At 49.7% G+C, this 18,752-nt stretch carries 22 protein-coding genes; 9 read left to right on the top strand and 13 right to left on the bottom strand.

What is annotated here, in order from left to right:
• Window positions 1-11 precede the first annotated feature (11 nt).
• Genes ACXAF9_RS11610 through ACXAF9_RS11600 form a run of 3 tightly spaced genes read left to right on the top strand, consistent with a single transcriptional unit; the run spans window position 12 to window position 2,622 of the window.
• Complete coding sequence (locus ACXAF9_RS11610; protein WP_475074269.1) at window positions 12-938, top strand: ABC transporter permease; 927 nt, start codon at window positions 12-14, stop codon at window positions 936-938.
• Between the two features lie 5 nt (window positions 939-943).
• A complete protein-coding gene (locus ACXAF9_RS11605; RefSeq protein WP_475074267.1) occupies window positions 944-2,302 on the top strand; it encodes an 8-oxoguanine deaminase in 1,359 nt (452 codons plus the stop codon).
• Window positions 2,299-2,622 (top strand): hypothetical protein, encoded by a 324-nt coding sequence (locus ACXAF9_RS11600; protein ID WP_475074266.1) that lies wholly within the window; start codon window positions 2,299-2,301, stop codon window positions 2,620-2,622. The genes ACXAF9_RS11605 and ACXAF9_RS11600 overlap by 4 nt, the downstream gene beginning before the upstream one ends.
• 468 nt (window positions 2,623-3,090) lie before the next feature.
• On the opposite strand, the gene ACXAF9_RS11595 is transcribed toward ACXAF9_RS11600, so the two are convergent.
• The 11 genes from ACXAF9_RS11595 to ACXAF9_RS11545 form a co-directional block, all read right to left on the bottom strand.
• The gene (locus tag ACXAF9_RS11595) at window positions 3,091-3,528 is read right to left on the bottom strand and encodes a tlde1 domain-containing protein (RefSeq protein WP_475074264.1); all 438 of its coding nucleotides are present in this window, start codon (window positions 3,526-3,528) and stop codon (window positions 3,091-3,093) included.
• A gap of 348 nt (window positions 3,529-3,876) precedes the next feature.
• Window positions 3,877-4,263 carry an STY0301 family protein gene (locus ACXAF9_RS11590; protein ID WP_475074262.1) on the bottom strand — a complete coding sequence of 129 codons (387 nt, stop codon included), beginning with the start codon at window positions 4,261-4,263 and terminating at the stop codon, window positions 3,877-3,879.
• A gap of 34 nt (window positions 4,264-4,297) precedes the next feature.
• Complete coding sequence (locus ACXAF9_RS11585) at window positions 4,298-4,681, bottom strand: hypothetical protein (protein WP_475074260.1); 384 nt, start codon at window positions 4,679-4,681, stop codon at window positions 4,298-4,300.
• 71 nt (window positions 4,682-4,752) lie between these two features.
• Window positions 4,753-6,015 carry a Y-family DNA polymerase gene (locus ACXAF9_RS11580; protein WP_475074258.1) on the bottom strand — a complete coding sequence of 421 codons (1,263 nt, stop codon included), beginning with the start codon at window positions 6,013-6,015 and terminating at the stop codon, window positions 4,753-4,755.
• Window positions 6,015-6,422, bottom strand: a complete 408-nt coding sequence (locus tag ACXAF9_RS11575) for a LexA family protein (protein WP_475074256.1) — start codon at window positions 6,420-6,422, stop codon at window positions 6,015-6,017. The genes ACXAF9_RS11580 and ACXAF9_RS11575 overlap by 1 nt, the downstream gene beginning before the upstream one ends.
• Before the next feature lie 151 nt (window positions 6,423-6,573).
• A complete protein-coding gene (gene adhP / locus ACXAF9_RS11570; protein WP_475074254.1) occupies window positions 6,574-7,590 on the bottom strand; it encodes an alcohol dehydrogenase AdhP in 1,017 nt (338 codons plus the stop codon).
• 343 nt (window positions 7,591-7,933) lie between these two features.
• The gene (locus ACXAF9_RS11565; RefSeq protein WP_475074252.1) at window positions 7,934-8,635 is read right to left on the bottom strand and encodes a hypothetical protein; all 702 of its coding nucleotides are present in this window, start codon (window positions 8,633-8,635) and stop codon (window positions 7,934-7,936) included.
• A 71-nt stretch (window positions 8,636-8,706) separates the two neighbouring features.
• Window positions 8,707-9,387 carry a hypothetical protein gene (locus ACXAF9_RS11560; protein ID WP_475074250.1) on the bottom strand — a complete coding sequence of 227 codons (681 nt, stop codon included), beginning with the start codon at window positions 9,385-9,387 and terminating at the stop codon, window positions 8,707-8,709.
• A complete protein-coding gene (locus ACXAF9_RS11555) occupies window positions 9,380-10,138 on the bottom strand; it encodes a Tle-like phospholipase domain-containing protein (protein WP_475074248.1) in 759 nt (252 codons plus the stop codon). The genes ACXAF9_RS11560 and ACXAF9_RS11555 overlap by 8 nt, the downstream gene beginning before the upstream one ends.
• A gap of 128 nt (window positions 10,139-10,266) precedes the next feature.
• Window positions 10,267-10,818 carry a flavodoxin family protein gene (locus tag ACXAF9_RS11550; RefSeq protein ID WP_475074246.1) on the bottom strand — a complete coding sequence of 184 codons (552 nt, stop codon included), beginning with the start codon at window positions 10,816-10,818 and terminating at the stop codon, window positions 10,267-10,269.
• Window positions 10,819-10,875: 57 nt separating this feature from the next.
• Window positions 10,876-11,733 (bottom strand): SDR family oxidoreductase, encoded by an 858-nt coding sequence (locus ACXAF9_RS11545; RefSeq protein ID WP_475074244.1) that lies wholly within the window; start codon window positions 11,731-11,733, stop codon window positions 10,876-10,878.
• Between the two features lie 113 nt (window positions 11,734-11,846).
• Here ACXAF9_RS11545 and ACXAF9_RS11540 point away from each other — a divergent pair, with 113 nt between their 5' ends.
• Window positions 11,847-12,311: a winged helix-turn-helix transcriptional regulator gene (locus ACXAF9_RS11540; RefSeq protein ID WP_475074242.1), complete on the top strand. Its 465-nt coding sequence runs from the start codon at window positions 11,847-11,849 to the stop codon at window positions 12,309-12,311.
• A 228-nt stretch (window positions 12,312-12,539) separates the two neighbouring features.
• Entirely contained in the window at window positions 12,540-13,043 is a 504-nt protein-coding gene (gene gpt / locus ACXAF9_RS11535) for a xanthine phosphoribosyltransferase (protein ID WP_475074240.1), read from the top strand.
• A 12-nt stretch (window positions 13,044-13,055) separates the two neighbouring features.
• Here gpt and ACXAF9_RS11530 read toward each other — a convergent pair whose 3' ends face one another.
• A complete protein-coding gene (locus ACXAF9_RS11530) occupies window positions 13,056-13,334 on the bottom strand; it encodes a hypothetical protein (protein ID WP_475074238.1) in 279 nt (92 codons plus the stop codon).
• Between ACXAF9_RS11530 and ACXAF9_RS11525 the strand changes: the two genes are divergently transcribed.
• The 4 genes from ACXAF9_RS11525 (at window position 13,333) to ACXAF9_RS11510 (ending at window position 17,501) form a co-directional block, all read left to right on the top strand.
• Window positions 13,333-14,418 (top strand): BMP family ABC transporter substrate-binding protein, encoded by a 1,086-nt coding sequence (locus ACXAF9_RS11525; protein ID WP_475074236.1) that lies wholly within the window; start codon window positions 13,333-13,335, stop codon window positions 14,416-14,418. The genes ACXAF9_RS11530 and ACXAF9_RS11525 overlap by 2 nt on opposite strands.
• A 107-nt stretch (window positions 14,419-14,525) precedes the next feature.
• Entirely contained in the window at window positions 14,526-15,560 is a 1,035-nt protein-coding gene (locus tag ACXAF9_RS11520) for an isopenicillin N synthase family dioxygenase (RefSeq protein ID WP_475074234.1), read from the top strand.
• A gap of 42 nt (window positions 15,561-15,602) precedes the next feature.
• On the top strand, window positions 15,603-16,595 hold the full coding sequence (locus ACXAF9_RS11515) for an adenosine deaminase (protein ID WP_475074511.1): 993 nt from the start codon (window positions 15,603-15,605) through the stop codon (window positions 16,593-16,595).
• A gap of 27 nt (window positions 16,596-16,622) precedes the next feature.
• The gene (locus tag ACXAF9_RS11510) at window positions 16,623-17,501 is read left to right on the top strand and encodes an EamA family transporter (protein WP_475074231.1); all 879 of its coding nucleotides are present in this window, start codon (window positions 16,623-16,625) and stop codon (window positions 17,499-17,501) included.
• 6 nt (window positions 17,502-17,507) lie between these two features.
• Here the strand turns inward: ACXAF9_RS11510 and ACXAF9_RS11505 are convergent, their stop codons facing one another.
• A complete protein-coding gene (locus tag ACXAF9_RS11505; RefSeq protein WP_475074229.1) occupies window positions 17,508-18,737 on the bottom strand; it encodes a beta-ketoacyl-ACP synthase in 1,230 nt (409 codons plus the stop codon).
• Window positions 18,738-18,752 lie beyond the last annotated feature (15 nt).

The following is an 18,752-nucleotide window of genomic DNA, read 5'->3' as shown; positions in this document are numbered from 1 at the left end:
GAGGTGAAACGATGGATCTGGATCTAATAACCAATGTGCTCTTTACGATGGTACGTATCGGCACGCCTTTATTGATTGTCGCCCTGGGCGAAATGGTCTGCGAGAAAAGCGGCGTTTTAAACTTGGGCCAAGAAGGCATGATGCTGATGGGCGCGGTGATCGGCTTTATCGCCGCTCTAACCACCGGCAGCCTGACCTTGGGCTTTATTGCCGCCATGGCCGCAGGCATCGTGATGTCGCAGCTCTTTGCAGTCATTGCACTTGGGTTAAACGCCAATCAAGTGGCCACTGGCCTTGCACTGACCATCTTCGGTACTGGTCTGTCGGCCTTTATTGGTGCGGGCTTTGTCGGCCAACCGATCAATGGTTTGGATGCGTATGCGATTCCGTTCTTAAGTGAGATTCCTGTGATCGGTAAGGTGCTCTTCTCCCAAGATTACATTGTGTATCTCTCTTTTGGTTTGTTTGCCGCCATTTGGTGGTTCTTCCGCTCATCACGTCCGGGTTTAGTTGTTAAAGCAGTGGGTGAGAACCCTCACGCCGCCACCGCGATTGGTCTGCCGGTGATGCGCACCCGCTATTTGGCGGTCGCCTTTGGTGGCGCGATGGCGGGGTTAGCGGGCGGTTATCTCTCCATCGCCTACACGCCGCTTTGGTCAGAAAACATGACTGCCGGTCGTGGCTGGATTGCCTTGGCACTTGTAGTGTTTGCCTCTTGGAAGGCGGAGCGTGTGCTGTTGGGGGCTTATCTGTTTGGCCTTGCCAGTATCTTGCACTTGGTGGCGCAGGGTATGAACGTTGAAGTCTCGCCTAATTTGATGGCCATGCTGCCGTACATCGCAACCGTATTGGTGCTGGTGATTCTCTCGAGCAATCAAGGCCGCAGCAAGCTGCATGCACCTGTGTCGCTGGGTAAACCCTTCCATCCTGCGGGGTAATTGAGATGAGTGAGCGTGTATGGCTTCAATCGCCGCTGGCGATTCTGTGTGCGGATGATCAGGACGCACGCGGCGGTGCGGTGGTCCAATCCGGTAAAATCGTTGAGCTGGTGGCGCACGGTCAGCAACCATCCACACCGGTGGATCGTATCTTTGATGCGAGCGCGCATGTGGTGCTGCCAGGCCTGATCAACACCCATCATCACTTTTACCAGACGCTCACGCGGGCGTATCCCGATGCGCTCAATAAAGAGCTGTTCCCTTGGCTTAAGACCCTCTACCCGCTATGGGCAGGGCTTGAACCGGAGATGCTAAAGCTGGCCACCACGTTGGCGATGGCCGAATTAATGCTTTCTGGTTGTACCTTGGCGGCGGATCATCATTACCTCTTCCCAGAGGGGATGGAAGAGGCGATCGACGCCCAAGTGGAAGCGACGAAAGCACTGGGGGTTCGGGCCATGCTGACGCGTGGTTCCATGAGCCTTGGCGAGAAAGACGGCGGCTTACCGCCACAAACCACGGTGCAAACTGAAGAAGCCATTCTGCGCGACAGCGAGCGCTTAATCGAGCGCTACCACGAGCGCGGTGACGGCGCGATGGTTCAGATTGCGCTTGCGCCCTGCTCCCCGTTTTCGGTCACGACCGAGATTATGAAAGCCAGCGCCGAGCTTGCTGAGCGGCTGGATGTTCGCCTACACACTCACCTTGCTGAAACCCTCGATGAGGAAGCGTTCTGCCAACAGCGTTTTGGTATGCGCACCGTCGATTACCTAGAAAGCGTTGGTTGGCTTAGCCAGCGTACTTGGCTGGCCCACGGCATCCACTTTGACGACGATGAGATCAAACGCCTCGGCGCGGCAGGCGTCGGTATTTGCCACTGCCCAACCTCCAACATGATGCTGGCCTCCGGCATTGCACGCGTAAAAGAACTCGAAGCCGCTGGTGCCCCAGTTGGTTTAGGTGTGGATGGTTCGGCATCGAATGATGGCTCCAATATGATCCAAGAAGTGCGCCAAGCGCTGTATCTGCAGCGTCTACGCTATGGATCATCCAACATGACGCACTTTGATGCGTACCGCTTAGCCACTGAAGGCTCGGCTAAGGTTCTCGGCCGTCACGATGTGGGCCGCATCGCGGTTGGGCAACAAGCGGATTTGGCCTTGTTCACACTCGATGAGATGCGCTTCTCCGGCAGTCATGACCCTTTGGCCGCCCTCTTACTGTGTGGCGCACACAAAGCGGATTACGTGATGGTTGCAGGAAACTGGACGGTCGAAAAAGGCGTGATTCCGGGGCTGGACACCGACAAACTGATCGCCGATCACTCGCAAATGGCGAGGAAGTTGGCGGGGAAACTGAGTTGATCAAGCGAGCTTGGCCATGCACCTTAAGTGCGATCGCACTGTTCGTGTTGCTGCTTAAGCTGTTCTCGACGGAAATTACCTTTCGTGATGATCCAACCCACATGCTGGCACTGAGGGCGGTGCCCTCTTTGGAAAATCATATACTGCTGGATGATATTAACAGCGGAGCCTACTACGTATTCTCTGTGGATGAGAATGATCTTCTCGAGAGTCCTTTTTACAGCTTCGTAGTGGATGATCTGGCTTACCTGCTGGTGTTTGTCTGTATTGGATTGTGGTTTATCTATTTTGAGCGGAAAAGACAACAGCCTATGCTTTAGAAGGATGTTGTCTTTTTGCGAAGAGGTTCGGTTATGTAAGCTCTGTAACTATAAGCAGGATTTAATTGTATCTTTATTTAAAAAACCGAAATAATTGACTGATTATTACATAAACGCTATTTTACTTTGATTTTTTATGTTTCTTTCCTAGTAAATAGCCAATTAATCCTAGAAAAATAATCAAGATTGAAGAAAAATAACCGTAAAGTATATAATTCTCCCCCATTTCAGAAATAAGAGGTTCAATAAAATATTTATCAGAGAAAAGGTTGTATCGAAGATATAATATTATTGTGGTCAATATTATTGAAACCCAAAGTCCTAATTTATGAAAGTAGGAAATAATTAGACAGACAATACCAAGTGTTAATCCCAGGGTCCACATGTTAAATACACTTGGAACTTTGTCTGAAATTTCTGCAAAGCACAATGAAGGTGAAGAAATAAAAATGATAGAAAATAATTTTTTCATTTTATAACCTGAACTAGAATATGATTTTTGCTAGACGAAATCATGTTAAGAATTGTATCAGTATTAGAATTACCCAATATCCCCCCTCCAATATCAATACAACCGGCGGAACCTTCAAGGCCACCACCATGAAGGAAAAAATTATCTCTACCAAATGTATTAGTCATTGGCTTGGGATGAAGCCTAACACGCCAATCGCCCCAGTCTCCTTGCGTGTTTCTGGCTAGGTCCTTTATGAAAGAAGGATCACTTATCTCACTAGGAACAATATAGTACTCACCTATAGGTAATGGCCCTTCGAACGGTGTCATCTGGCACGCAGCGGAAGGGTTATTCAAGCATCCCCCTCTACCACTAGAAGCAGGAATTGAAATTGACATGCATTTCGCCACTAGGCAAAGCATTTTGTTACTAATAGAAAATACTATTTTCATATAGTTATCCTTAAAGTTTTTATTGCACATGAATTAAACATACCAAATATACTAACCTTGTTTAAGCAGCTCAGCTATTTTTTCAAACATAACGGCTGGTTGCTTTGTAGTGATATCACACGAAGATCTTTCAAAAGCGCTTAGCGATTTTATAACCTGATACACCACCGATGACACAGCCTAAACCTAATAAGGCCATTGCGATTAAAAAGTTCCGATTCATTTGATCTTCTCCACCTGTAATCTCTATGGGAAAGTTCGATACATAGATCTCTATGACAAGGTAAATAAATAGCCCACCCAGTACAGATCCTAATAGTGTAGAGAGTAATGTCTTTGTCATTTTCATCAGTTACAGTGGCTATTGCGTCCAGTCACTGTACATCTCTTTTGCAGGCCAATATTTTTCATCAATGTTACTTCTGTATTGCTGTAATAGCACAACATCCAAATATCTCTTGATGTGAAGAATTCGTACTTGGATTCTCCATTTGGCCCTTCGGCATCCGGCTTGATCAGTCTTTTCTCATCGGGATGTCCATCCGTAAAGCCAACGGCTAATAGGTCATTGGGTAACACTCGGCTGTACTGATCGAAGCCTGCTTGCTCTTTGATCAAGCCTTGTTGGGTTTCTATGTGTTGTGGGCATGTAAACGGATCGGCTGACGATATATGCGGGTACAACACCGTAAATATCAGCAGCGTCTTGAGTGTATTTGCCAGTTTAGATCGCATTACCACACCCCCTCCCGTTGTCTTATCCACTGTTTTAAAAACACATAACGCCGTGTTCTGCATCTAAACTAAGATCTTTATGAACCCAAAAATTAAAGCTGAACGGCGATGGCCCAGTTTCTTTTCGCTGTGTGTCATAGGAATCGAACACTATCGAGCAGCTGAAGCCGATACCTTGCCAATGACAACTTTTGAGCATGAGTAGGCTCCTAGGTTCCATCATCATGTTGTTATGCAATTGATCAAACAGAGCTTTAAAACTGACGTTGCTATTTTGAGTCGAATCGACACAGCCATCTTGAAAAGTTTGTACTTGAGCATTGGACACAACTAAACCATAAGCATCCGGAGTAGGTGGATTGGCATGTGCTGCAATGGGAAGCGCGATAAAAGTAAGGATTTGAAGTGCTTTTTTCATATTCCATCCTTGTAAGCATAAGCTCATCCTGAGCTTGAATGGTTCAAGCTTAAACGCACGTTAGATTGTGATCAATCAAAACACCCCACCCTAATCAGTCCTTCCAGCCGCGTGGTGTATTGGTGGGACAGCCACTCTCGGCGCATCGCAAAGGTTTTTAAGCCGCTCTCTCGGGCGACGAAGGCGGTGTGTTTGCCAAATCGGCCGTTGATTTTATCCAGGCAGTGCATCACTTCGGGGTGTTCTTGGCGGGTGATGAATAGATCGGATTGATCTGGTCTGTCCTCCACCAGATCAACCAGTCCAACGCCGCATTTATAAAAGCGAACGTCCTCTCGGTAGATGCGCTCGATGGCTTGTGAAGCCGCGTGTGTCAGGGTACGAGTGTCGGCGGTGGGATGATCAAACTTCACCAGATGAGAGCGTCGGTAATACGGGGCGGTGTCGTGAGGTGAATTGTGAGCAAAGACAATCATGGCGCGTGCTTTGCCGTTTTGTCGGCGCAGTTTTTCGGCGGCGATGCCTACGTGTTGTGCGGCCGCTTGCTGTAAAGGGCCCAGCGTACTGACCCGCTCGCCAAAGCTTCGGGTACTGTAGATCTCTTTTTTGGGGGCTTGTACGGCATCCCACGTAAGGCGCTGCTCGCCGTTCAGCTCGTACACTAAGTTCGAAATTTTGATCGAGTAGTGTTTGCGCATTAACGCGGGGTTCGCGTTGGCCAGATCCCAGCCGGTGTGGATTCCGCTGGCTAAAAATTGCTTGGTTAAGCGTCGCCCAACGCCCCAGACCTTATCAATCGGGATCTGCTTTAAGATCTGCTCGCGTTTGATTTCGGAATCGATCACCGCAACACCACGAAAGCCCGGTAAACGCTTAGCGGCATGATTGGCGATTTTGGCCAGCGATAGTGTGGGGGCGATACCGACGCCCACCGGTAAGCGCACCTCTTTCCATAAGGTTCGGCGGATCTGCCATGCGTAGGGTTCAAACCCTTCGCTTGGGGTAAAGTGCAGAAAACTTAAAAAGCACTCATCGATGCTGTACACGTGAAGGTCTGGCGCAAAGCGCGCGCAGGTATCCATCATGCGCGCGCTGATGTCCGCGTACAGCTCGTAATTGCTGGAGCGAATCACCACCCCATGATTGGCCAAGTGGTCTTTGATCTGAAAGTAGGCTCCAAACATCGGGATATTGAGCTTTTTCGCCATCGGGCAAGCAGCCACCACACAGCCATCGTTATTACTGAGCACCACCACGGGCCGCTTACGTATGCTGGGGTCGAAGATCTTCTCGCACGATGCATACATGCCTGTCGCATCGACAAGCGCGAACATCAGCGCAGCTCCTTCGTGAGGGGTCTGAACAGCCGAATCGAGCGGGTGACCACGCCCTCCACCGAGAACTCATCCCCTTCGCGCAGTTGATAGTCACGAAACAGTTGGGAGGAGGACAGCAAGCGCTTGTTGCGGGTATCAGCAATTTTGCAGACGAATGCGCCGTTTAAGGTAGCAACGATCACATCGCCATCGCGTACGGTTTCTGCGCGGGACACGACCAGAATATCGCCTGGGAAGATGCCGACGCCGGTCATGGATTCCCCTTCGACAATACCAAGGTAGGTTGCACTGGGGTGATCAATCAGAATGTTATCAAGCGACAAGGCAAGCTCGGCATATTCTGCCGCAGGCGACTCAAAACCGCTGATGCCTGCTTGTGCTCTAAGAGGAATGAATGGCAGCATAGTGACACCAGATACTGTTTATATATACAGCATTCTAGGTTGATTTTTAGAAAGATCAAGCACTGTGCTGTGAGGAGGCCCATCCATGGAAGATTTAGGGGTGGCAGCATAAAAAAAGGCGCCGAAGCGCCCTTTTATATCGATCAAACGATCAGTTCATTTCCATCACGATACGGCCGGTGATCTCACCTTTCTCCATATCCGCGAAGATCTCGTTGATGTCTTCAAGTTTCTTCGTTTCGATGGTCGCGCGCACTTTACCTTCGGCGGCAAACTGCAGGCACTCTTTTAGATCTTTACGGGTACCGACAATGGAGCCGATGATGCGCACACCGTTCAGCACGGTATCGAAGATTGGCACTGGCATCTCTTCAGGTGGCAGACCAACCAAGACGCAAGCGCCGCCACGACGGATCGATTTGTATGCTTCTGAGAACGCAGGCTTAGACACCGCCGTGCAGACAACGCCGTGTACGCCACCGTTGGTGAGTTCGGCGATTTTCTCGGATGGGCTCTCTTTCATAAAGTCGATGCAGTGCGCTGCACCCAGCTCTTTTGCCAGAGCCATTTTGGCATCACCGGTATCAACCGCAATCACGTTCATACCCATCGCAACCGCGTACTGAATGGCCAAGTGACCCAAGCCACCTACGCCCACAATCGCCATCCACTGACCGGGTTTCACTTCAGACACTTTCAGCGCCTTGTACGTAGTCACGCCCGCACAGAACAGAGGTGCCGCTTCGACATAGCTTAAACCGTCTGGGATTTTAACTGTGTAGTCACCGTTAGCTAGGCAGTATTCCGCAAAGCCACCGTCAACCGAGTAGCCTGCGTTGTGCTGTTCCAGACACAGGGTCTCTTTACCTTCGAGGCAGTAATCGCAGTGACCGCAGGCGCTGTACAACCAAGGAATACCCACGCGATCGCCTTTTTTCAGGTGGCTGATTTCACTGCCAACCTCAACAATTTCGCCCACACCTTCGTGCCCAGGTACCAGAGGCATCTTTGGTTTGACCGGCCAGTCTCCGTGGCAGGCGTGTAAATCGGTATGGCAGACGCCGCACGCATGAATCTTTACCAATACATCGTGTGCTTTTACCTCAGGTAGCGGCATCTCTTTGATTTCTAAAGGACCTTTAAATTCGCTAACAACAGCAGCTTTCATATCAATCTCTCCTTGATACGCTGTAAACAAAAATCATTATCATGTGTTATGCGATCTATTAGACCCGATGTGAGCAGATAGTTTTTAGACGCAGGTCAGCAATAGGTCGTGATTTTGTAGTACTAAAGTACTGTTTTTTTACTGAAATTGATCGAGGGCAAAAGAAAAAGAGGTAAAGAAGAGTGAGGAGGGCTCCTCACTCTTAGATCAAGAGAGGTTACTTCACGAGGGCTTTGGATAGATCCAAAAGCTCTTTTTTCTCTAGAGTAGACTGATCTAGATAATGCGATAGCCCATTCAGATCTGCGCAATATAACCTACACGGCGCTCAGTGGGAGTGTTCCTAAGGTGGGCATAACGACCCGCAATTTTTCATGTAAAAATCTTTAATGTCCTGTGGTAAAGGTATTTTCAGATATCCGTAGGAAGATAAATCATCGGTTTCTTTTAATTTGTCGGTAATTCTAAGAATGGGTTGAACACCTACGGGTACGTCTGTACCGGTATAAAGATATACGGCTTCCACATCTGGTCCAGGAATGGCTACTTCAATGAGGGTATATCCCGGAAGAATAGTATTAGAGTAACGTAAAAAAGATGCCGTACCTGCTAGGTTCTTTGAGTAAGTAAGCACTCGACCAGCGTATTCATCACTTTGGCGTTTTTCTTCAATATTATGCTTTTTCAGTTTTTCTTTATCTGAAAACCCCCTAGCTTGGGAGAAACTTAAGAAACCATACGTTGAACTTTCATAAGCCAGAAATGTTTTATCAGGTTCGGTAAAGTTTAGATTAATAGGGTCTGTAATAAATAATTGAAGGTTAAACTTTTCTGCATGCAGTGTGTGAGATTTAAATGCTTTAACTGCATGTATACCGTCAGGTAAGTCAACAGGAGTCCCACTCACTGTTTTCAAGGTTTGACTAAAGTTTTCATCATAAGCAAAGGCATAGTCTTGATCGGTTTTATTACTAGTGCTTTGATCACTGCCTGATGAACAACCAATAAAAAATAAAGTAGATAAAATTATATATTTTTTAAGCATTACTAAATCGTTTTGTTCTTATATATAATATGAACAGTTATTTATCTATAAATAACTGTTCATAAATATCCTCAAGGGCATACCGTTCCACAATTTTCCATGTAGAAATCCTGAATTTCTTGCGGAAGCGGTATTTTTAAGTACCCATCGGAAGATATATCATCCGTTTCCTTAAGTTTTCCTGTAATTTTTAGAAGGTTTTTGATTCCCGTCACTGGTTTATCGCCAGTGAATAAGTAAACAGCAGTATCTTCTGGGCCGGGAATAGCAACCTCGATCAAGGTGTGATTTGGTATTACGTTTTTAGTATAACGAAGAAAGATAGCTGTTCCAGCCATAAGTTCTGAATATGACAAGACTCTTGTACCATATTCATCACTTTGCTGTTTTTCGAGCCTATTCTCTTGTTCCTGAAGGGAATCGTTGGTGTAGGATACCACTCCTTCAAAGTGAGCAAACCCATAGGTTGCATTTTCATAAGACAACAATGTCTTTTCTTCTTCCTTAAAGCCTAAGTCTATATCGTTACTGACATAGATTTGTAGAATGAAGCCCTCAGCTAACCCCGATTTTGACTTAAAAGCTCTAAGCGCATGAATTCCATCTGGTAGTTCTACTGGAGATCCTTTCATGTTATACGTTTTTTCAAAACCTTTACTATAAACAAAGGCGTAGTCTTTTTTATCATCAGCATTAATGTTTAATGAGGTGATTGATAAAAGTACCGCTATTAAAAAATATATATTATTCATACCATTGAATCTCATCGTTCAGTTCTGTAATACTAGCAAGAACGTTAGCTAACTTTGATATTTCATGAGCACAAAGTGTTCTCAAAGCAGCACGTTTTGCTCTGGTTATAGATAATAGGGAATAATCAGTCTCGCAACTTTTATTTTCTAGGGTAATAGAGTTTTTTACTATTTTAGGGCCGGCCCCTATTGAAACGATATCCCATTCGCTGCGAATGTGTAATACATTTCTATATGAATCCATATAAGTTCTGATGCCATTTTTATTTTTTATATAATTTGTGATATTAGATATTGTGCTGGAAAATACAGAGGTAAATAAAATGTTTCTATCAGAGGCTAGTGCTGTTCTTCTCATTCCGGGCGCATTAAAGGTAACAACAGGATAGTTTTTCCTAGATGAAAGTAATGCAGCTAATCCACCACCCAAAGAATGTCCTGTAAGTGTAAGCTTGTTTCTACTTTTTAATTGCAATTTATATAAAACAGAGTTTAAAGTTCTCTCTGCTGATTTATATTGGTCAGGTGTTATACCTAAAGTTAATTGGATATCGCTTTTTACATCACCTGTTATGGCATCCGTTCCTCTAAAAACAACAACATATTCATCTCCCTTTTTTAATAAGGCAGCAAAAAAGCCTTTTGTACTAAAAAAATCATATGTAGGTTGTACTAATTCCCAACCATCGACATGCGGGTGGTCATCATATGAGGCTTCGCAAATTTTAGCCAGTTCGTATACGGAAGGCATAATATTTCCTTTTACTATTGATTGATTTACTCATCCTGAGCAAACGCGACTATACAAGACTGAGCATTCTTTAGCCAGTACGCAAAAAAGAGCGCCGAAACGCTCTTTTCCGTGATCAACGGGGTCAATTACCCCAGTTTCTGGGTGACTTCGGCGATGCGTTTGCCGTATTCGACGGCGGTATCCAAGTCCCCCTGCGGGATCTCGTCGGTGCTGGCATCCGATGGGGATTGCACCAAAAGGCCAACCGAGCCGCCCAAGTTGTTGATGTCTTGGCGAGTGGCCGCTTTGGTGTTGCTTGGCGGTAAGCCCAAGCTCACCCAGATGCCGCCGTGTTGAGAGGCCAAGGTTTGTATCGCAATCAAAGAGACTTGCTTATCGCCATTTAGGCTTGCGCTGTTGGTAAAGCCGCCAAATACCTTGTCTTTCCAGCCTTGGGTAAACCAAATTTTAGAGGTGGCATCGGCAAACTTTTTAAACTGCCAGCTCGGTGTGCCCATGTAGGTCGGGGCGCCAAAGACGATGGCTTTAGCGGCGTTTAGAGTATCCCAATCGCTGTCGGCGATGTCGCCGTTTTCATCAATGGCGATCAGAGCACCGTTTGCGCCTTTGGCAACGTGTTCGGCCACGACTTTGGTGTGTCCGTACCCAGAATGATAAATCACGATAACGTCAGACATTCGCTTTCTCCTTGTCGGTTTTCTGTGTAGAGCGTTTTGAAAAGCATCGGTTCACTGTTATTGGCTTAGCGCGTCGCGCACGCTCTGCTTCATTGACGTGGTTGGGCGTCTCAGTAGCGTTGAAAGCGTCTGGCTATCATCAAACAGCGCACCGTGAGAGGCACCTACGTCGGAGTCAGCCAGAATGTGCGCAAAGCCCTCCGGCAGTCCGGCTTTAACGAGTAGCTCGCGGTACTCCGCTTCGGATAGGTTGTTAAAGGTGACGGTTTTGCCGCTAAATTCGCTGATCCATGCCGCAAAATCCGCCAAGGTGTAAGCGCTATCACCTGCCAGTTCAAACACTTGGCCAGATGCGATGCTCTTATCCAAAAGGACGTTGGCTGCTGCTTCGGCGTAATCGGCTCTTGGAGCTGAGGCGATCTTGCCTTCGCCGGTCGCGCCAAACAGCACGCCGTGCTCCAATGCTGTTGGTACGTTGCCCAGATAGTTTTCGCTGTACCAGCCGTTTCGAAGGATCACATACTCAAGGCCTGACGCTTTTAGCGCCGCTTCGGTGGTCTTGTGCTCATCGGCCAAGGTTAATGGGGATTGATCCCCGTGCAGTAAGCTGGTGTAGACCACACGACGAACGCCAGCGGCTTTGGCGGCATCGATGACCGCCTGATGCTGAGCGGCGCGCTGGCCCACTTCGCTGGAGGAGATCAACAACACCTGATCCACCCCTTCAAATGCGGTGGCCAGAGTGGCTGGTTGATTGTAGTCGGCTTGACGCACACGCACGCCTTTGGCTTTTAAGTCGGCGGCTTTCTCAGGGGAGCGTACGGCTGCTACTAAAGCGTGAGCGTCGGTTTTGTTGAGCAATGATTGGATGACGAAAGCACCGAGTTGTCCGGTTGCGCCTGTAATGGCCAGCATGGTGAATCTCCTAAAGTAGGTTGAAAGATGAGGGATCAATCGTGCTCGTTGATCCGTTAAAACCATGCTAAGCTTTAAGCTAACTAAAAGTAAGTACATACAAAAAGGTAAGTATGGATAAAAAAGCGACTAATTCAGGATCAAATCGTTCCGATTCTGCATCAGCCGGCTTGCCGACCTCGTTACATCAGGGCACGCCGCTGTCGATTCAGATGGATCGGGGGAATGTGTTTGCCGAAAAATGCCCCTCTAGGGAGATCCTCAAACACATGACCAGCCGATGGGCGGTGCTGGTGTTTGTGGCTTTATCCAAAGGCACGCATCGGTTCAGCGATCTGCGCCGTTGCATTGGGGGCGTGAGTGAAAAGATGTTGTCACAAACCTTGCAAGCGTTAGAAGCCGATGGGTTTGTAGATCGGATCGCCTATCCTGTGGTGCCGCCGCATGTGGAATACAGCCTTACCCCGCTGGGGTCGCAGGCGGCTGAACATGTGGTGGCGATGGCAGATTGGATCGAATTGCACCTCGGTGAGATCTTAGAAGCGCAAACCCTCTTTGAGCAGAACAACGCGCGCTAGAGGGGAAAACAGTGCAAACGAGGCTCCCGTTGCTCATTTGCACTGCGGTGCTCCATCCAGTCCATTATTAAGCGAGAAGCCGACATAAGCGATGTGGCACGTTGTCGCAGAGCTTTACAGTGACCTGTCTACGGCAGTGGGTACTGCTAAAAACCTGACTTTTGGGTTATGATTTCGCCATTCCGTTAGGGTGATGCGCCTTAACGCCTCTGATTGAAAGGAAAGACTATGTCCCAACACCCTTATAACCGTGATTTTCCCGTATCGTGGGAAGAGCTGCATCGTAACTGCCGTGCCCTGTCGTGGCGTTTGCTGGATAAAGGTCCTTGGAAAGGGATCATTGCGATCACGCGTGGTGGTTTGGTGCCTGCGGCCATCTTGGCGCGTGAGTTGGATATTCGCTTGATCGATACGATCTGCGTCACCAGCTACGGCAAGTCCAAAGCCGGTGAAGCGGCGATGAAACAAGGCGAGCTGAACATCCTAAAAGGCGTGGAAGGCGATGGCGACGGCTTTCTGTTGGTGGATGATCTGGTCGATACCGGTAAGACCGCCAAAGTGGTGCGTGACCTGCTGCCCAAAGCGCACTTTGCGACCATCTATGCCAAACCGGCCGGTTGCCCGTTGGTGGATACCTTTATTACGGAAGTGAGCCAAGATACCTGGATCCGCTTCCCGTGGGATATGGAGTACACCTTCTCGACGCCATTGGCGGAACGCTCCCTCCCCTAGCTTGTATCTTCGTCATCTTAAGGATGCGCTAATGCCCTCTTTTAGCGCATAATGGCGATCGTAACGCGCTGCTTGGGTGCGATGTCGGTGTCCGACATGGTGCGGTGACCACTGAACCCTGCAAAGCGGCGTACCAAAAAGCTGACCGTCCGTAAGTTTTGGCGCGAGTGTGCGTTTAATCTTGTCTTTCTGGTCAGCTTTTTGCATTCTGATTTCGACAAAATGATCGGTCAGGACAATAACGACGAACGCCTGATCGCCCAATATCAGACCAATGAGGACTCTATCCATGAAAAAACCCGCGCTGAAATCACTCCTGACGGGCATCGTTGCCGGCCTTGGTTTGGCCGCTTCCATGACAGTCGCAGCGGATGATCCGATGAAAGTGGGCTTTGTCTATGTAGGACCAACCGGGGATTTTGGTTGGAGCTACCAGCACGATCAAGGTCGTAAGGCCGTTGAAGAGCACTTTGGCGACAAAGTTGAGACCACCTTTGTTGAAAACGTTCCTGAAGGCGCGGACGCTGAGCGTGTGATTCGTAACTTGGCCAAGTCCGGCCATGAACTGATCTTCACGACCTCCTTTGGTTTCATGAACCCAACGCTGAAAGTGGCTAAGCAGTTCCCGAAAGTGACGTTTGAACACGCCACCGGTTACAAGCGCGCTAAAAACGTCGGTACGTACATCTCTAATACTTACGAAGGTCGTTACATCGCAGGTTTCGTAGCGGCGAAGATGACCAAGTCCAACAAAGTGGGCTACATCGCCTCTTTCCCGATCCCAGAAGTCATCCGCGATATTAACTCTGTGCAATTGGCGCTGAACAAGTACAACCCCGATGCCGAGCTGAAAATCGTGTGGGTCAATACCTGGTTTGATCCGGGTAAAGAAGCCGATGCCGCCAATGCGATGATCGACCAAGGCGTTGATGTGATTCTGCAGCACACCGACTCTCCTGCAGCGATGCAAGCGGCGGATCGTCGTGGTGTCTTTGCGGCCGGTCAAGCGTCTGATATGTCCCGTTTTGGCCCTAAATCGCACCTGTTCTCAGTCGTGGATAACTGGAATCCGTACTACATCAAACGTGTACAAGAAGTGATGGATGGCAAATGGACCTCCGAAGATCACTGGGGCGGTATGGCTGAAGAAGAGATCGTGATCCCTGAATTCAGCGCGACGGTTCCGGCTGAGGTCGCGAGCGAAGCGCAAGCTCTGATCGATGGTATCAAAGCCGGTACGGTTCATCCGTTTGCTGGCCCAATCAAGAACCAAGCCGGTGAGCTGATGGTGAAGGACGGTGAAATCCTGCCTCACGAGCAGATCGCAGGCATGAACTGGTACGTTGAAGGCGTGAAAGGCGATATCCCTAAATAAGCTGACACCCCCAACGTCTGGGCTGTGGTGCGGCCCAAACAAATAACACACTGGGCCTTGCGCATGGCGTAAGGCTCCCTCTTTTAACCCAATAAAGGAGGTGTGTTATGACACCCGAACGCCCTTTTGAACACGCCGTTGAATCCAACGCGCACTCGACTCATCCTACCCAAACGCAATCTGGCATCGCCGAGATCCCGTTGATCGACATCGCGCCTTTGTTCAGTGATGAACCAAAGGACTGGACCGCGGTGGCGGAACAGATCGATCAAGCGTGCCAAGGCAGTGGGTTTTTCTACATCAAAGGACACGGTGTTTCACACGAAACCATGCAATCGGTCATGAACATGGCCAAAACCCTGTTTGATAGCCCGATGGCGCTGAAAAAAGCGATCGATATCACCCAAAGCGATCATCACCGCGGCTACGGCTCCATTGCCACAGAGCAACTGGACCCAGAGCGCCCAGGGGACTTTAAAGAAACCTTCGATATGGCGCGCAATCTGGGGGCTGATCATCCCGATGTAATGGCCAACAAACCATTGCACGGACCCAATCGCTACCCTGAAATTGAGGGATTTCAAGCGATGATGGAAACCCATTATTGGCGCATGCTGGAGGTGGGTAAAACCGTGTTGCGCGGTATCGCCATAGCGTTAAAGATTGAGCCGGACTTTTTTGATCAGCGCTTTGCTGAGCCGATCTCCGTGCTACGCTTTATACATTACCCGCCCGACAGCGGTCGGACCGATGAGGCGCAGATTGGCGCAGGTGCACATACCGATTATGGTTGCATCACAGTGCTCTACCAAGACGCCGCTGGTGGTCTTCAAGTGCGCAATCGCCAAGGTGAATGGATTGATGCCCCACCGATTGAGGGTACGTTTGTGATCAACATTGGCGATATGATGGCGCGTTGGAGTAACGATCGCTACACCTCGACACCGCACCGCGTGGTCAATCCAGAGGCTGGGCACCGTTACTCATCGCCGTTCTTTGTTGAACCCAACTTTGATACGGACATCTATTGCTTACCCGGCTGCAGCGATGACGCACACCCAGCCAAATACCCCGCCATTTCAGCGGGTGAGTATCTGTTGTCGCGCTTTCGAGATACGTACGCCTATCGCAAAGAGAAATAACGCATCTGTGTGATCTGTGATCAGAAGGAGCCTCTTATGAGTATGCAGGATTTTATCCACACCTTACCCAAAGCTGAGTTGCACTTGCACCTTGAGGGCAGTTTGGAGCCGGAGCTGATGTTTGCCTTGGCCAAACGCAATGGCATTGAACTGCCCTATGAGTCGGTCGATCAGATTCGCTCGGCGTACCAGTTCAGTAATTTGCAGGACTTTTTGGACATCTACTACCAAGGCGCGGGCGTGCTGCAAACCGAGCAGGACTTCTATGATCTGACCTTTGCCTACCTAAAACGCTGCCACGAGCAAGGTGTGGTGCATGTGGAGCCGTTTTTCGACCCGCAAACCCACACCGATCGGGGCATTGCGTTCGAGGTAGTGATCAATGGCATTGATGCCGCGTTAAAGGACGGCATGCGGGATTTTGGCATCACCAGCTACCTGATCCTGTCCTTTTTGCGCCATTTAAGCGAAGAAGCGGCGTTTGACACCCTTGAACAAGCGATGCCGTTTCAGGATCGCTTTATCGCGGTGGGACTCGATAGCTCCGAGCTGGGTAACCCGCCCGAGAAGTTTGCTCGTGTGTTTGATAAAGCCCGAGCCGAAGGGTTTAAAGCCGTTGCGCATGCCGGTGAAGAAGGCCCGCCTGAGTACATTTGGGACGCTTTGAACCTATTAAAGGTGGATCGGATTGATCACGGCGTGGCGGCTTTTAAAGACCCGCGCTTGATGGAGCACCTGGCCGAAACGGGTACTACGTTAACCGTGTGCCCGCTCTCCAATACCAAGCTTTGCGTCTATAAGGATATGCGTGAGCACCCCATTCTGACCATGATGGATCAGGGGGTACGTGTGACCGTCAACTCCGATGATCCGGCCTATTTTGGTGGTTACGTCGGTGAGAACTTTATGGCACTCTATGACGCCCTAGGCCTCACCAAGGTGCAAGCACGTAAGCTTGCGATGAACAGCATTGAAGGCAGCTTCCTACCGCCTAACGAACAGCAAGCGCTGATAACCTTGATCGAGAGCCGATAGTTTACTCACAGTAAGTAAGGACTCACTTTGATCTATCTGGTTGGCGTTACCCTGCTTTGGGCTTTTTCGTTTAGTTTGATTGGGGTGTATCTGGCAGGCCAGGTCGACAGTTACTTTGCGGTGTTAACCCGCATCGTACTGGCAGGCTTGCTGTTTTTACCGTTTCTGCGCTTCTCGGGACTCAAACCTACATTCGTATTGGGCGTAATGGGCGTTGGCGCGCTGCAATTTGGCGTGACCTATGTGTGTTTGTATCGCTCGTTTGAGTTTTTATCCGTCCCTGAGGTGCTGCTCTTTACGATCTTCACGCCTTTGTATGTGTCGTTGATCAATGATCTTTTGGTACGTCGCTTCTCTAGTGCGGCGTTAGTGTCCACCGCCATTGCCGTGATCGGTGCGGCGATTATCCGCTACGATTCGGTCAGTGACGATTTTGTGCTGGGCTTTTTGATCTTACAGTTGGCCAACCTCACCTTTGCGATGGGTCAAGTGGGTTACGCACGCTTGGTGGATCGCTTTAAGCCGAATGCACCGCTCTACAAGAGCTTTGCGCTGTTCTTTTTAGGCGCATTGCTGGTGGTGCTTCCCGCGTTTGTGCTGCTCGGTAACCCCGAAAAACTCCCGTCGACGCCAACGCATTGGGGCGTATTAGCATGGCTTGGTATCGCCGCATCGGGTCTTGGTTTCTATTTCTGGAATGTGGGGGCCACTAAGGTGGATGCAGGCACCTTAGGCATTATGAACAATGCGCTGATACCGGCCGGTTTGATCATTAATGTTTTGATTTGGAACCGCGATGCCGACCTTGTGCGCCTGTTGATTGGCGGTGCCGTGATTATGGCATCCCTTTGGGTAAACAGCGCGTGGCAGCGCAAAGAGAAACAGGCCGCTCAATCCGCGGCCTAATCGGAATCAGCCTTCCCAGCGTTTGAAGATCAACGAGGTGTTGATCCCGCCAAAGGCGAAGTTGTTGCTCATCACATAATCGGTCGTGATGTGGCGGCCTTCGTGCTGAATGTAGTCCAGATCTCCACACGCCTCGTCAACCGTTTCTAGGTTGGCGGTGGCGTGGAACCAGCCCTCTCGCATCATCTCGATCGCGACCCATGCCTCTAACGCGCCGCACGCTCCAAGCGTGTGGCCTGTGAAGCTTTTGAAGGAGCTGATCGGTGTCGTGTTGCCAAAGACATTGGCCGTTGCGGTGGATTCTGCGACATCGCCTCGTGCGGTTGCCGTGCCGTGGGCGCTCACGTAGCCGATCTGATCGGCCGATACGCCCGCGTCTTCCAAGGATAAACGGATCGCTTGCTCCATGGTTGCCGCCGAAGGCTGAGTCACATGCGTACCGTCGGAGTTGGAGCCATAGCCCACCAGTTCCGCATAGATATGAGCGCCACGGGCTTTAGCGTGCTCAAGTTCCTCTAAAATCAGAGTCCCTGCGCCTTCACCGATTACCAAACCATCCCGTGCGGCATCAAACGGACGTGGCGAGCGCTCTGGGTGCTCGTTCATCACACTGGTCGCATACAGGGTATCAAACACCGCGGCTTGGGTTGCACACAGGGCTTCACAGCCACCTGCGACCATCACGGTTTGTTTGCCAAAGCGGATCAACTCATAGGCCGAACCAATCCCCTGACTGCCCGATGTACAGGCACTGGAGGTGGTCACAACACGTCCTGTCAGACCAAAGTGGACGCCAATATTCACCGGGGCCGTATGCGCCATCATGCGGATGTAGGAGTTGGCGTTTAGCCCATCGGACGACTCGTTCAGAATCATGTTGCCAAACTCCCCAAAGGACTTGGTATCGCCCGAGGAGGAGCCATAGGACACGCCGGTCTTGCCGCTGGTTAAGATCGGGTGATCCAGCAGATTGGCATCCGCCAGCGCGCGCTCGGTGGCGGCAACGGCGTACTGCGCCACCAGTCCCATGCTGCGCAGCGCTTTACGTGAGTAATGCTTAGGCATCACAAAGTCGTTTACTGGCGCACCCAAGCGGGTGTTAAGGCCGTCGTAGGCGTCCCATTCTTGGATGTATTCAACGCCCGTATCAAGGCGGCTTAGACGATCACGGATGGTGGGCCAGTCGTGGCCGATCGGCGAGTAGCCCGCCATCCCTGTAACTACAACTCGTTTCATAAGCTTCTATCGTGT

Source organism: Neptunomonas sp. ABH4_499 (genome assembly GCF_056160565.1).
Note: the sequence above shows the minus strand (reverse complement) of the source record. Positions and strands in the feature narration are given on the sequence as shown.

What these genes read in the sequence shown, in the direction of transcription:
- ACXAF9_RS11610 (WP_475074269.1), top strand. Translation starts at nt 12, where the DNA reads ATGGATCTGGATCTAATAACCAATGTGCTCTTTACGATGGTACGTATC.
- ACXAF9_RS11605 (WP_475074267.1), top strand. Translation starts at nt 944, where the DNA reads ATGAGTGAGCGTGTATGGCTTCAATCGCCGCTGGCGATTCTGTGTGCG.
- ACXAF9_RS11595 (WP_475074264.1), bottom strand. Translation starts at nt 3,528, where the DNA reads ATGAAAATAGTATTTTCTATTAGTAACAAAATGCTTTGCCTAGTGGCG.
- ACXAF9_RS11590 (WP_475074262.1), bottom strand. Translation starts at nt 4,263, where the DNA reads ATGCGATCTAAACTGGCAAATACACTCAAGACGCTGCTGATATTTACG.
- ACXAF9_RS11585 (WP_475074260.1), bottom strand. Translation starts at nt 4,681, where the DNA reads ATGAAAAAAGCACTTCAAATCCTTACTTTTATCGCGCTTCCCATTGCA.
- ACXAF9_RS11580 (WP_475074258.1), bottom strand. Translation starts at nt 6,015, where the DNA reads ATGTTCGCGCTTGTCGATGCGACAGGCATGTATGCATCGTGCGAGAAG.
- ACXAF9_RS11575 (WP_475074256.1), bottom strand. Translation starts at nt 6,422, where the DNA reads ATGCTGCCATTCATTCCTCTTAGAGCACAAGCAGGCATCAGCGGTTTT.
- adhP (WP_475074254.1), bottom strand. Translation starts at nt 7,590, where the DNA reads ATGAAAGCTGCTGTTGTTAGCGAATTTAAAGGTCCTTTAGAAATCAAA.
- ACXAF9_RS11565 (WP_475074252.1), bottom strand. Translation starts at nt 8,635, where the DNA reads ATGCTTAAAAAATATATAATTTTATCTACTTTATTTTTTATTGGTTGT.
- ACXAF9_RS11560 (WP_475074250.1), bottom strand. Translation starts at nt 9,387, where the DNA reads ATGAATAATATATATTTTTTAATAGCGGTACTTTTATCAATCACCTCA.
- ACXAF9_RS11555 (WP_475074248.1), bottom strand. Translation starts at nt 10,138, where the DNA reads ATGCCTTCCGTATACGAACTGGCTAAAATTTGCGAAGCCTCATATGAT.
- ACXAF9_RS11550 (WP_475074246.1), bottom strand. Translation starts at nt 10,818, where the DNA reads ATGTCTGACGTTATCGTGATTTATCATTCTGGGTACGGACACACCAAA.
- ACXAF9_RS11545 (WP_475074244.1), bottom strand. Translation starts at nt 11,733, where the DNA reads ATGCTGGCCATTACAGGCGCAACCGGACAACTCGGTGCTTTCGTCATC.
- ACXAF9_RS11540 (WP_475074242.1), top strand. Translation starts at nt 11,847, where the DNA reads ATGGATAAAAAAGCGACTAATTCAGGATCAAATCGTTCCGATTCTGCA.
- gpt (WP_475074240.1), top strand. Translation starts at nt 12,540, where the DNA reads ATGTCCCAACACCCTTATAACCGTGATTTTCCCGTATCGTGGGAAGAG.
- ACXAF9_RS11525 (WP_475074236.1), top strand. Translation starts at nt 13,333, where the DNA reads ATGAAAAAACCCGCGCTGAAATCACTCCTGACGGGCATCGTTGCCGGC.
- ACXAF9_RS11530 (WP_475074238.1), bottom strand. Translation starts at nt 13,334, where the DNA reads ATGGATAGAGTCCTCATTGGTCTGATATTGGGCGATCAGGCGTTCGTC.
- ACXAF9_RS11520 (WP_475074234.1), top strand. Translation starts at nt 14,526, where the DNA reads ATGACACCCGAACGCCCTTTTGAACACGCCGTTGAATCCAACGCGCAC.
- ACXAF9_RS11515 (WP_475074511.1), top strand. Translation starts at nt 15,603, where the DNA reads ATGCAGGATTTTATCCACACCTTACCCAAAGCTGAGTTGCACTTGCAC.
- ACXAF9_RS11505 (WP_475074229.1), bottom strand. Translation starts at nt 18,737, where the DNA reads ATGAAACGAGTTGTAGTTACAGGGATGGCGGGCTACTCGCCGATCGGC.